This window comes from Cellvibrio sp. ATLC23, from assembly GCF_057196725.1.
Map to the genome: position 1 here is coordinate 490,987 of NZ_JBXUOS010000001.1, position 13,718 is coordinate 504,704.

The following is a 13,718-nucleotide window of genomic DNA, read 5'->3' on the forward strand; positions in this document are numbered from 1 at the left end:
TCCAAATTAAACGGGCTGTAATCCATATTCTTTAATTTTGTTAATAAGTTCTCTGTTGCTGGGAAGTTGGCTTTTGAGTTGTTGCGCCAACGTTGCATTTTTTTTGAATAACACTTGCGCTAATTGTTGATTGTGTTGCGACATACCTAGAGTGCTGGCTTCTGTTGTGTAGCCCATTCCGTACAGTAAATATTGATAGCTGGCAGCGGGGAATACCTCAGCCGCGCGATCAAAATCCATATGCCAAGGCGGTTGGTAGCGCCACAAAGTCATTAACTCTTGCAAGCTTTCTGGAATGCTACTTAAGCGTCGATTGTCTCTCCAAAAATCACTGTCGTCGCGTTTGCTAAGGGTGTAATGCAATTTCAAAAAATCAATAATGCGTTGCCAGCGATATAAAAAAGTTTCATTAAATCGTTTTGCGATGATGTCCATCGCGGGGCGTGTTGCTGGTAGTTGGTCGGCAATCATCGCGGCTGATATTTCAATCAATACCAATGCCGATGCCTCCAGCGGTTCAAGAAACCCTGCGGATAACCCTACAGCGACACAATTTTTTTCCCAAAACTTTGCTCTGTGCCCTGGTGTTATAGGAATTTTTCGCACAGAAATTTGCTCGGTGTTGGAGGAGTGTTGTCTGAGGTATTGGTGCAGTTTTTCTTCGGCTTGCTCTGTGCTGGTGTGCGCGCTGGAAAATACGTGGCCTATACCGCGTCTGCTTGGCAGGCCTATATCCCAAATCCATCCGGAATCCTGCGCGGTAGAAATGGTGTGCGAGGCGATAGGGCTGTTGTCATTTTCATAGGGCAGGTGGACTGCCAAGGCTGTGTCGATAAAAAGTACATCTTTACAGGATATAAACGGCACTTTGTAGTGTTTGCCAAGCAGCAGCGAATTAAATCCACTGCAGTCTATAAATAAATCGCCTGCAATATCGCCCTGTGTATCGGTAGCAATTGAGGTGATATCGCCATTGTCGGCGGCATTAACATGAATAACATCGGCTAATAAATGGGTGACACCAAGGTTGGTAGTGCAATGCTTTTTTAAAAATTCGGCAAATGCACCGGCATCCAAATGGTAGGCATAGTTTGCAACAGCGGCATATTCCGGTGTGGTAATTAATTTCGGCGCTAAGCCCGCTTCACAAAGGGTTTCTTGTACGCAGACGGCGTTGGAGAAAGATTGGTTGTGTGGATTAGCTAACCAGTGGGGCGCAAGATTAATCTCGGAAAAGCCTTGCGGTAAAACTAAAGGGTGATAATAAAAATCGTCTTTTTGGCCAGTGCACCAATGCACAAATTTTGCTCCCTGTTTAAAGGACACATTACATTCACGCAGAAAATCTGTTTCACGCACGCCCATTTTTTTTAAGGTGTTACGCATGGTGGGCCAGGTTCCTTCACCGACGCCAATGATGGGTGTTTTGGGTGATTCTACGAGGCTAATTTGTATGCCTTCGCTATGCTGGCTGCGTATTTTGGCTGCGAGCGTGCCTGCGGTAATCCAACCGGCTGCACCACCGCCAACAATGACAATGGATTTTATTGCTTTTGTCATATTTGCACCGCCGTTTTTATTATCCATTTAATCTGTTTCGTTTTAAAAAAAAGGTCGCCAATAGTAGGCGACCTTTTTTGTACTCAATCATAATTGGGTGTTAAACACTGACAATTAGAATTTCGCACGTACACCTACGTTGTAACGAGAACCGTATTGCTCGTAATCTTTAATTTGATTAGTCCAACGGCCGTAACGATGGGTTGCTTCATCGGTTACGTTCAAGCCTTCGATAAATACGGATAGATTCTCATTGATTTCATAACTTGCGTTGATATCAATTTGATCATAGGCCGCAGTAAAGACGGGTTCATTGCCGGATGACAGGAGGAACTTGTCGCGCCAGTTATAGGCAATACGAATTTGGAAACCATTATTTTCGTAGAAGCCGACAAAGTTGGCTGAATCGCTCAAGCCTTGTAGCGCCAAATCATTGTCCAAACTGTAGACGTCGTAACTGTCATCGCTATCTACCATGGTGTAGTTAACAATGGTGCCGAAGCCTGAGTCGCCGAACATGTGCTGTACATTAAACTCCCAACCATCAACCAAAGAGTCGTTCAGGTTTTGTGGTGTGGAAACTTCCCAGACAATAGCTTGATCACCAGGTTGTGAAGTACAGGCTGATGTTGGGTTAGCTACTGAGCCACCTGGGCAACCAGGGCGCGGATTGGCGCTGGGGTTAGTCAGTGGGCCATTGGGGCTGTTGATGATGCGGTCTTCTTGGCCTACAGCAATAAAGTTATCCACTTTCTTGCGGAAGTAACCACCGGATACATAACTGCCTTCGCCGTAGTACCACTCAAGTGACAGGTCGAGGTTTTCGGATTCGAACGGTAATAAACCCGGGTTGCCTTGATTTGCTTTGAATGGGCCGGTTGATAAGTGCGTGACTAAATCTGTGCCGGGATACATTGCATCAATATTGCTGCGCGCAATGGTTTTGCTGTACGAGAAACGCGTTACCAGGTCATCGGTTAAATTTAAACTTAAATCGAAGTTAGGTAAAAAATTATCGTAATTTCCTTTGAGTGTGTCCGACTGTTCGGTATCAGCGTATATCTTCGACATCTCCAGTGGCGATACCCAGTTAAAACCTATCACTGGTTTAGTGATGGTGTAGGAGCTAACATCGGTTTCTTCGTAGCGCAGGCCAACATTGGCTTTAACCGGCATTTGGTTAAATTCCGCATCAAAATCAAATGATAGATAAAGTGCGCTGGTATCTTCCTCTATGCCGTTAGTGCCGTAGTTCATTGGGTTATTCAGATTTTGTGCATACACCAAATCAATAAACTCATTGGCACTAAATACAGGTACATATTCAAAGCCGATGTCGCCTTTATCAAAACTGAGATTCAGATTGCTCAGATCCATGCCGCTTAATGCAAAGTTCGCGCTGTAAATATCTTTTACATCTACGGTGTTTTTGGTTTGTGCTACACCAAAATTAATCGCCGTAAGTGCACCTGCATCGGCATTTTGCCAAACGCCGTGCAATTGAACTTGTTGAATATTATTTTCCAGTTCATGACCGCGCTCTTGATACAGGTCGCCGACAATATTGGCTTTGTTGTAGGCGCCGCCGGGTAAGTCTGAATCGTCATAGGAAACGCTGGGCAATTTGCCAGAGAAATCCGCTGCGATATCCACTGCACCAAACGGGTTTTTGGTATTGGCAATGCGCTCGGCAGGTTGTGCACCTGGGTTCGCATGAGAGGTTGAGTCATGTGCATCTAGAGTGAAAGACAATTGATCATTAACGTCCCACTCTACATTTACACCGAATGAATCATTTTCAGTATTAAAACCGTATTCCCACGCCCAAAAGTTCAACTCATCGTTGCTGCGCGCCGGGTTAATGATGGTGCCATTGGCATCGGCTTTACCGGTTTGTACATCATCAAACCAAAAGCTCATGCGATTCATCGCGCCGTCTTCTTCAAGGCGTGACATGGTGTAATCAACAGTCGCGGTCAGGTTGTCGGTTGGGGCAAATTGCAATACCAATTGACCGTTTTGGCGGGTGCGCTCGTAGTTGGCATTTTCCAAATCGACAGTGGGGATGCGCCAAGTCGCTTTAGTGGGATTGCGATCAGTATCAATAGCGCTGGTGTCAGGATTTTGTTGGCCGGGATAGCCGCGGCTCCAACCATTTTGTGTGCCGATACGATCGACATGGAAGTTGCGTTCGGCGTAGGAATAAGATGCGAGTACGCCAAATTTTCCATCGGCAAAAGTGTTGCTAATCATGCCGGAAATTTCCGGTGTTACTTCATCGCCTGTTTCAACAGTGGGCTCGATTACACCTTTCACGCTCGCGTGAGCAACCAATTCATTAAAATCAAACGGCTTGGCGGTTTTCAAGTTAATGGTTGCGCCCAATCCGCCTGAGGCCACGTTTGCTTTGCCGGTTTTATAAACCTCTACGCCGGAAACACTTTCTGCGGCTATTTCACGGAAATTAAAGCTGCGAGAAATGGGTGTGCCATCCAACGCGGATGAGTTGGGCATTTGACGGCCATTTAAAGTCACCAGATTAAAACTGGGGCCGAAGCCCCGAACGGTCACTTGGTTACCCTCATTGTTGCTCCGGTCGATGGATACACCGGTAATCCGTTGTAAAGATTCAGCGAGGTTGGTGTCGGGAAATTTACCTATGTCTTCGGCACTGATGGCATCTACAACGCCGCTTGCTTGGCGCTTGGTTTCCATTGCGCCGGTGAGTGAGCTTCTAATCCCGGTCACTACAACTTCTTCGACAGCGCCGGAATCTTGCGCATAAATATTGATGCTGGATGCAGCAATCACTGCTGCTGAAAGTACTTTTAGTTTGAAGCGGTCTTGAATAATCATCGCCATACAACACTCTCCTAATGGTCTTTCATTTTTCTTTATTGGCTTGTTTTGCCTTTGTTCGAATCAAAACAGGCCTTATGGTTGATTCGAAAGTAAGGGCGGTTTGCTAAAGATTGAAACGCGTGGTTTCCGCGCCTTGCCTTGCGCAAGTATCATCTGCCCACTTCTTTTTAATGTCAAACATTAATTGTTAACAAAAGGTGTGGTTGTTGGTCGAAGTGATGGGGCACGGGCTATGACAGTGAGGAGAATGGGTATCAGCTGCACATGGGGGGAGGTGGCAGTGTAAAAAAAGTTAAAGATTAACTGTGAAATGTTAACAATGTTGTGTTAATGCAAAAAATATCGGTGTAAGATTCTATTTCTGCTACTGGCACAGTTTCACCAGCAGGGGCTTGGGATTCGCGTACATCAGAATCGTCTTGGCCAATCATTAATAACAATAATATGTTCTTCAGCTGTTAGTGTTTTTCCAATAACGATAATTATCATTTCATCAAAGAGGCAATTATGTTTAAACAACATAAACTTCGCCTTGCTGTTGCCGCTATTACTACTGGGGTTTTAAGTAGCATGGCGTCTTTAGCATTGGCGCAAAACGTTAAGGTCGATATCAACGCGAATATCAAACACTCGGTCAATGGCGTTTCTGATTTTGGACGCGAGCGGCGCATTACCATTCATGCCAGCCCAATGGAAAATGATTTCTTGGGTGAAAAAGAAAAGCTCGATTACCTGATGGATTTAGGTGTGACCTTTGGTCGCGATAATGGTTTGTCGATGTACTATTTCAGCCAAACCGGTGGTGATAAGGCGCGCTCTACCGATACCCCCGGCCCATTTCCTTTTGGTTATGCCAACAAGCCTAATCTGGCACAGTTGAGTGCTCTCTCGGCGCAATACAAAGAAAATTTGGATACCAAATACGCCGATGCGCAGGAATATTTTGGGCGCACTTCTTCATTGATTATGGGGTCACAACCCAGACCCGCTTACCCTAACTGGAGTTCGTATTCCTGGTTTGGTGGTGGCTTGACCAGTGAAACTCCGTGGCGCCCACGCACCGCACAAGATGCTGCAGAATGGTATGCGGAATTTTTAAATAAATTTTTTGTGCAATACGAGAATGATCCTACGGCTATTCCTATGCCCAAATATTGGGAGGTAGTCAACGAACCCGATATGTTGATGAACGTTCCCAGTCATGAAGGGCATGTATCTACCTGGGAAGAACTGTTTGAATTTCACAATGTGGTTGCCGATACCGTACGCGCCAAGCTGGGCAATAAGGCGCCCAAAATCGGCGGTATGACCTGGGGTCTGCACGATTTGGAAAAAGGCGATGCAACTGCAACAGGTTCGCCGCGCAATCGTGGCGATGCATTATTGAATATGTTTTATGGCTCGGATGCGGGTAGTGAGGCGATCAAAAATGCTATCCGTGTAAACAGCTTTAATAAATCGCCCACGATGTCGCTCAATGGCCCAAGCCCAAGTTCGGATTGGTATCAATGGGATGTAATCTGGAAAGGCTTTATGGATGCCGCCGGTAAAAATATGGATTTCTATTCAGTCCATTTGTATGACTGGGCTTCTTGGGACGGAGCATCTACTCGCACCGGCGCTTTGCGTACGGGTTTCCAATCTGAAGGGGTTTTGGATTTGCTCGAATGGTACGACATGAAAATGCTCGGTCAACGCAAAGAAGTGGTGATGTCGGAATACGGCAATATTACCGGCACCGACATTACTAAATTGGATCGTCAGCGCATGCGCTGGGAAGTATTAAAGCCCTTCTCGCAAATGATGATGCAATTTATGGAGCGCCCTGATTACGTCACCTTGTCTATGCCGTTCATCGTGGTTAAGGGTGAGTGGGGCGATGAGGACAAAACCCATCCTTACGGCCAAAGTCTGTTGGATCGTGACTACTCAACTTGTACCGAAACACCTACGGCTTATACCAACTGTACCTGGAACTTTAACCCTTCCATTAAATGGTATGAATTGTGGCGTGACGTTGATGGCACCCGTGTAGATACCTATGCCAGTGACCGCGATATTCAAGTGGATGCCTATGTTAAGGGCAAACACATGTATGTCATTTTAAACAGTTTGGAAGCAAAGCCGACCACCGTAGACATGAACTTTGCGGGCATCAGCGGCAATGCGATCAAGAGCATCAAAATGCGCCACTTATATTTAGACGAGGCCATTGATGATGATAACAATCCAGCCAACGGTGTGGGTAAGCCAATTCTGGCCGATGCCACTCTGACCAGCCTGCCTAAAAACATCACAATTGGCGCAGATGCAACGGTGATTTTGGATATTGAGTACACCAATAACCCAAACCCCACACTCAACAGCAAAGAGCAGAAATACCCGGCTGAACCACTGACCGCCAATGCCCCGTATCGCGTTGCAGCCGCAAATGTGAGTGCGCAGGTGAACGGTGTGCCCAAACCGGCTAAAGGTGAAGCGCAACTGCGTGTGACCGGCGCCTTCTTTATGAATACCGGCATAGCGACTGGCTCGTCCGACAGCCGCGTATCGCTCAAAATTAACGGCAATACAGTACCGGTGAAAACCGATTGGCGCGGCGATGAGTCGAGAAGAAACGGGCGCTCCATGGCAACTTTGGAGATTCCGTTTGATGTGAGTTATTTAAGTGCAACCGGCAATAACAACATTCAGTTAACGACGATTGCCCAGGGTGAAGTTGCGGCGGTGAGCCTGCAAGTGTGGGATATGGATACTCAAGTTACCCGTAGCATTCCTGCTGCTTGCAGCCCATGCACGGCCGTTACTGGCTTGAGCCTGAGCCAAACCAGCATCAGCAATCTGTTGGTGACTCAATCGGTAGCGCTTCAACCAAGTGTTAGCCCAGCCAATGCCTCCAACCAAAACGTCACCTGGGTTTCATCTAACCCCAGTGTGGCCAGTGTTGATCAAAATGGTTTGGTGACCGGTAACAAGCCAGGTTCTGCCACTATCACCGCTAAAACGGTGGACGGTGCGTTAACTGCTACGGCTTCGGTATCTGTCAGCCAGTTGGTGCCTGCTGCTGTTTCTGTGGTTGGTTTACCCAACCCTCTCTACATAGGTGCGAGCAAACAGCTGAGTGCGGCAGTTACGCCAATTCATGCCCCTAACCGTAGAGTGACCTGGAGCAGCTCTAATCCGACCATTGCAACTGTGGATGCCCAAGGGGTAGTCACTGGCCTTAAGGCAGGTAATGTCACCATTACCGCAAAAACGGTCGCGAACAACATAGTGGGCACGGCAAACATTCAGGTGAAAGCCAAGTTGTTGACCGGGATGGCCATATCGCCCGCGAGCACCTTGATCCCACAAAATGACAGCCTGCAAATCCAAACCAGTTTCACTCCGGCAGACGCCAGTGATAAGTCGGTCACTTGGACCTCCAGTAATACCGCAGTCGCGACCGTGAGCAGTACCGGATTGGTGAAAGGTGTTGGGTTGGGTGTGGCCGAGATTACCGGGCGCAGTAACGACGGTGGCTTTAGCGGTAAAACCCAAGTGGAAGTTGTTGCCTCCAATACCACACTGACCTATATCGAAGCTGAAGCTTTTAATCGCACCGGCGGAGCCTATGGCGGTTTTGTGAAAAGCATCACTGGTGCCGGCAATATCAATGACAACCAAACCGGTGACTGGGTGGAGTTCGATATTAACTTTGCGCAGGCGGGTATTTACCAGTTGGTGTTGGCAACCGGTACACCTTTAGATGGCGCGGGTGTGGAATTCCTAGTGAATGGCGTCTCCAATGGCCGCTCCTCCTTGCCCAACAATGGCAATTGGGATCAGCACGTGACAACGGTAGTAACCAATGGTCTGCAGATTAACTCTGCAGGTACCCATACGCTGCGCTTGCTCAGTGTGGGTGCTGGCGGTGCTTATCAGTGGAATTTGGACAAGATTGGTTATCGTATTTTGAAAACGACGACTGGTGGGGCATCGTCAATCGCCGCATCGACACCGGCATCTTCTTCACGTTCATCAACGCCGCTGTCATCTTCATCGCGTTCATCTACACCACTGTCATCGTCATTGCCGTCTTCGGCTCCATTGAGTTCATCATCGCGCTCATCCACATCTGTATCGTCAAGCTCGTCGGTTGCATCCAGTGTGGCAGCAGGTGGTTCGAAGTTGGTGTTGCAAGCTGAGGCATATACTGCGACGGGTGGCACCTATCAAGGCTTCCAAAAATACACAACGGCAGCTGGAGTAGGGGCTATCAACTACAACCAACGTGGCGATTGGGCCGATTACACCCTGAATGTCACTAGTGCGGGCACCTATAGCATTGACGCCTTCCTGGGTACCACACAAGACGGTGGTGCTATAGAGGTGTTGATTGACGGTGTGTCAGTCGCGAAAAAGACCGTTGCCAATAACAACAACTGGGATGTGTTTACCAAGTTGGCAGTAGCGACTAGTGTGCAATTAAGTGCGGGTACACACAGCGTGCGCATTATTTCGGCCGGTACTACAGCGTCGACCTGGGAGTGGAATGCAGATCGCATTGAGTTCACTCAAGTGACAGTCGCTACTCCTTCCTCTTCATCGCGCGCTTCAAGTTCGGCGCCAGCGGCAGTACCGGTAGTAATGCAGGCTGAGTCGTACATCGCAACTGGCGGAACCTATCAGGGCTTCCAAAAGTACACCACTGCGGCGGGAGTAGGTGCTATTAACTACAACCAAACTGGAGACTGGGCGGACTACAGCATCAATGTGGCTGCAACTGCTAACTATCGTATCAATGCTTATCTCGGCACCACCCAGACTGGCGGCGCTATTGAGGTGTTGGTAGATGGTGTGCCAGTGGCGAAAAAGACCGTGCCCAACAATAACAATTGGGATGTCTTTGCCTTGTTGGAGGTAAGTAGCAGTGTTCGGCTTACTCAGGGAACTCACACAGTGCGCATCATTTCTGCCGGTTCTACCAGTTCAACCTGGGAGTGGAATGCAGATCGCATTGAGTTTATCCCAGTAAATTAATCGTTTAAAAATCCCCTTGCTCGTTTGGCTCACGCTGTAATTAGTGTGGGCCTTTTTTATGGGGCTAAAAACGTTCTTGAACAATTGGGATGTCTTTGCCTTGTTGCGGTGCTTATGCGGTTAAGTGTTTGGTAATAAATGGCGACTTGACGTAAGTCAACGGCATTCAAAATGAAGCCGGTATGCTGAAAGACTATTGCGCACAAATAACTCTGACCCAATAACACAAGGTTAGCTATGGCACACTTTCAAGCTCCGCTTAAATGGGATTCCAATCTAATTCGTCAGTACGATTTAACCGGCCCGCGTTATACCTCTTACCCCACAGCACCACAATTCCATGAAGACTTTTCGGCGGCTGATTTTAACGCGGCGGTTGCGCGTAGCAATGCAAGCGGTAGGCCGCTGTCGCTTTATTTTCATATTCCCTTTTGCGATACGCTTTGTTTTTATTGCGGATGCAACAAGGTGGTGACTAACAATAAAGGCCGTGCGCAACCTTATTTGGAGCGTATGGGGCAGGAGATGGCGCTACAGGTGGCGCTATTTGATACCGCGCGGCCTGTCACTCAATTGCATTGGGGTGGCGGTACGCCCACATTTATTAGCGATGAAGAAATGACTTGGCTGATGAATGCAACACGTAAGCACTTTACCTTGCTGGATGATGACGCAGGCGAGTACTCCGTAGAAATTCATCCGGGGCGCGTATCGGCTAACACTATGGCGCACCTGCGCCAGCTTGGCTTTAATCGTGTCAGTATGGGCGTGCAGGATTTTAATGCCCAGGTGCAAAAAGCAGTTAATCGTCACAACAGTGTTGAAGAAGTCAGTGCGCTGGTAAAAGCGCTAAGGCAGCAGGAATATCATTCAATCAGTATGGATTTAATCTATGGATTGCCCATGCAAACATTGAGTAGTGTTGGCGAAACATTGGATCGAGCAATTGAGTTGTCTCCTGATCGTTTGTCATTATTTAATTATGCACACATGCCGCATCTGTTTAAGAGTCAGGAATTAATTAATCAACAGGATCTTCCATCTGCCGAACAAAAACTCGAACTTTTGTATATGGCGATAGAGCGTTTGCAAAACGCTGGGTATATTTATATCGGGATGGATCATTTTGCCAAACCGGAAGATAGTTTGGTACAGGCGCAAAGAGCTGGAAAATTGCAGCGTAATTTTCAGGGCTATTCTACGCATGGCGATTGCGATTTGCTGTCTTTTGGCGCCTCTGCAATTAGCGCCTTTGGAAATACTTATATACAAAACGCAAAACGCGTTGAACCCTACCAACAAGCTATTGATGAAGGCGCTATTCCTTTTATTAAAGGTGTGGTACTCAGCACAGAAGACCTGTTGCGCCAGAGTGTTATCAATCAATTAATTTGTCACTTTGAGTTAAATTTTGCCGCTATCGGCAAGGCATTTGATATTGATGTGCAACGTCATTTTGCTGCGGAGTTATCGCAATTAAAACCCATGGTTGACGATAACCTGTTAACAATTAATGATGCAGGAATAAAAGTGCTAAATGCTGGGCGCTTATTAATTCGCAGAGTTTGCATGGTGTTTGATGCCTACCTCAACAACTCATCCGCGATTCGTTACTCCAAAGTAATTTAATTCAAGATCCCTGCGTCGTTATTGATTATTGTTTCTTTCGCTAGTGTCAAGCGCTAGAGTTAAAACAGCACCTAACTTCACTTGGCGAAATTGGCCGTGTGATGTTGGTGCTGTTGTGTTAGTGATATGAAAAGAAGCAGCCAGAATTAGGGGTTATAAAATTCACCCTGTTTGCGTAAATAGAATCCCCAGTTCAATAACACACAAACCAAATAAAATACGGCAAAACCTATCATTGCATATTCAGGTGTAGCCGCTTTTATTTGCTCGCCAAAAACCTGCGGAATATAAAACGCGCCGTAACCCGCAACCGCAGAGGTCCAACCCAATGCTGGCCCGGCTTGTTCTTTTGGAAAAATATTGGCGATAGAGCAAAAGGTTGAACCATTGCCCATGCCGCTTGCGGCAAACAAACCCAAAAAGACCAAAAAGAAAGGGACAAAATAATGCTCAGGGTGAGCGGATTGATAGGCCATGCGCATGTAATAAGCTGCCGCCACCGACAAAATTACCATGCTGATCGCACACACTTGGGTGACCAGTGCTCCGCCAAATTTGTCTGATACCCAGCCACCTACAGGGCGAATTAGCGCACCAATAAAGGGAGCAATCCAGGCGTAGGTCAAGGCACTCGGCGCATTTGGGTTCACCGTGTTGTGAGTCATTACCCCATCAATCGCGACATGACTAAAACCAAATATCACTTGAATCGACAGAGGAAAGGCCGCTGAAAATCCAATAAAGGAGCCAAACGTCATCACATACAACACACTCATAACCCAAGTGTGTTTGTTGTTAAAAATTTTGTATTGCCGATCCAGGCTGGTGCGAATTGTACCCGGCAGTGCTTTCAGTAACATCACGGTGGCAAACAATACCAGCACAAGTGCCAGCTCTTTAGGAATACCAAAACCGGAACCGTTTACACTGGCAGGCATAATTAACCACAGCCCAAATACCGAAGTGGCAAAACCAATTAACATCATGGCAATGATAATGGCAAAAGAGCGCGGGGCCCCACCAGCCAGGTTGGGGGTAACGTCGGCGGTGTTGATATTGTTCATGCCAAACCAAATCGCAAAGGCCAGCGGAATCAGCAGGAGCAACCATACAAAACCGGCATTTTGAATCCAGGTTTCAGTACCGGCTGGAATTGAACCTATGAGTGTGCCACTTGCAGATTTCAAAATCATCGGGTCGCCGCCCAATGCACCAAAAGCGCCAAAGGTCATAAATAGCGGTACCAGAATTTGCATACTGGTTACTCCAAAATTGCCCAGCCCGGCATTTAGGCCGAGTGCTAATCCCTGTTGTTTGCGCGGGTAAAAAAAACTGATGTTAGACATAGACGCAGCAAAATTTCCGCCGCCAATACCCGACAGCAACGCCATTAATTGGAATACCCAAAAGGGTGTGTTTTGATCCTGCAATGCGAGGCCGGTGCCCACTGCCGGTACCATCAACAAACTGGTTGTTAAAAAAATGGTGTAGCGCCCGCCGCACAGGCGAATAAAAAAACTTGCTGGAATACGGAGTGTTGCCCCGGTTAAACCAGCAATTGCGGCAAGGCTAAATAAATCACCTGCCTGATAAGGAAAACCAAGGTTTAGCATTTGTACCGTGATAATGCTCCACTGCATCCACACGGCAAAACCACACAATAAACTTGGAATCGAGATCCACAGATTGCGATTTGCAATTGTTCGCCCGCTTGAATCCCAAAAGGCTTGCTGTTCCGGTTCCCATTGTTTTAGATCAGACATGTGAAATCCTCGGTCAAAAAGTTGTTGTCGCGCAAAGATCACTATGGCGCTGCGCCGCTAGGTAAACTATTCAACCTCAGTGTTAAGTTGCCGTATTAGAGGTGTTAGCTGGCCTACCCAGTTGGGGTAGTTGTGCGCACTATGCCTACCTACAAATGGGCAGGAGCTGCAATTGAGTACTACAAGCAGTTAAACTGCCGTTATTGAGCAATTTATAAGAAGAGGAGAATCTTGTGACAGAGACAGCCGCGAGCATCATGTTGGTGGACGATCATCCGTTATTGCGCAAAGGCTTGCGTCAACTGTTAACCCTATCGGGCGACATGGAAGTGGTAGCCGAAGCGAGTAATGGCAAAGATGCAATTAAATTGGCGAGTGAGCTCGACCCGGATTTGATTCTGTTGGATTTGAATATGCAGGGCATGGATGGGTTGGAAACTCTGCGCCATTTGCGCGATGAGGGTGTCACGTCACGCATTGTGATGCTGACCGTTTCCGATGCCGATGAAGATGTGCTCAGTGCAATTTCAGCAGGAGCCGATGGCTATTTACTGAAAGACATGGAGCCGGAAGATATGCTGGTGCAAATCGAACGCGCCTTGTCGGGCAAAATGGTATTGAGTGAAGCGGTTACACAAGTGTTGGCTACTGCTATTCGCAACCCCACCACTAAAGCCGCCGAGGGGAGCGACAGCCTCACCCAGCGCGAATTGGAAATTCTAAAATTAATTGCCAAGGGCATGAGCAATAAAGTGATTGCTCGCGAATTGGATATCTCCGACGGCACCGTCAAAGTACACGTTAAACATTTGTTAAAAAAGTTGCATTTGCGTTCACGGGTGGAAGCCGCAGTGTGGATGATTAATCAGCAAAACTAATATT

At 47.3% G+C, this 13,718-nt stretch carries 6 protein-coding genes; 3 read left to right on the forward strand and 3 right to left on the reverse strand.

The genetic code is table 11. The features are described 5' to 3' along the window. Window positions 1–6 precede the first annotated feature (6 nt). Together AC2CG4_RS01955 and AC2CG4_RS01960 are read right to left on the reverse strand one after the other, a co-directional pair. Complete coding sequence (locus tag AC2CG4_RS01955) at window positions 7–1,560, reverse strand: tryptophan halogenase family protein (protein ID WP_484484648.1); 1,554 nt, start codon at window positions 1,558–1,560, stop codon at window positions 7–9. Window positions 1,561–1,674: 114 nt separating this feature from the next. After that, window positions 1,675–4,422, reverse strand: a complete 2,748-nt coding sequence (locus tag AC2CG4_RS01960) for a TonB-dependent receptor (protein ID WP_484484649.1) — start codon at window positions 4,420–4,422, stop codon at window positions 1,675–1,677. Window positions 4,423–4,929: 507 nt separating this feature from the next. Here AC2CG4_RS01960 and AC2CG4_RS01965 point away from each other — a divergent pair. Both AC2CG4_RS01965 and hemN read left to right on the forward strand, forming a co-directional pair. After that, window positions 4,930–9,444, forward strand: coding sequence for an Ig-like domain-containing protein (locus AC2CG4_RS01965; protein ID WP_484484650.1), 4,515 nt, complete (start codon window positions 4,930–4,932; stop codon window positions 9,442–9,444). A gap of 237 nt (window positions 9,445–9,681) precedes the next feature. Next, window positions 9,682–11,073: an oxygen-independent coproporphyrinogen III oxidase gene (gene hemN, locus AC2CG4_RS01970; protein WP_484484651.1), complete on the forward strand. Its 1,392-nt coding sequence runs from the start codon at window positions 9,682–9,684 to the stop codon at window positions 11,071–11,073. A gap of 146 nt (window positions 11,074–11,219) precedes the next feature. Here hemN and AC2CG4_RS01975 read toward each other — a convergent pair whose 3' ends face one another. Then, on the reverse strand, window positions 11,220–12,836 hold the full coding sequence (locus tag AC2CG4_RS01975; protein WP_484484652.1) for an MFS transporter: 1,617 nt from the start codon (window positions 12,834–12,836) through the stop codon (window positions 11,220–11,222). A 233-nt stretch (window positions 12,837–13,069) separates the two neighbouring features. Between AC2CG4_RS01975 and narL the strand changes: the two genes are divergently transcribed. Further along, window positions 13,070–13,714, forward strand: a complete 645-nt coding sequence (gene narL, locus AC2CG4_RS01980) for a two-component system response regulator NarL (protein WP_484484653.1) — start codon at window positions 13,070–13,072, stop codon at window positions 13,712–13,714. The last annotated feature ends 4 nt before the right edge of the window (window positions 13,715–13,718 follow it).

Excerpts from the sequence above, each read along its gene's own strand:
- AC2CG4_RS01955 (WP_484484648.1), bottom strand. The coding sequence starts at position 1,560 with ATGACAAAAGCAATAAAATCCATTGTCATTGTTGGCGGTGGTGCAGCC.
- AC2CG4_RS01960 (WP_484484649.1), bottom strand. The coding sequence starts at position 4,422 with ATGGCGATGATTATTCAAGACCGCTTCAAACTAAAAGTACTTTCAGCA.
- AC2CG4_RS01965 (WP_484484650.1), top strand. The coding sequence starts at position 4,930 with ATGTTTAAACAACATAAACTTCGCCTTGCTGTTGCCGCTATTACTACT.
- hemN (WP_484484651.1), top strand. The coding sequence starts at position 9,682 with ATGGCACACTTTCAAGCTCCGCTTAAATGGGATTCCAATCTAATTCGT.
- AC2CG4_RS01975 (WP_484484652.1), bottom strand. The coding sequence starts at position 12,836 with ATGTCTGATCTAAAACAATGGGAACCGGAACAGCAAGCCTTTTGGGAT.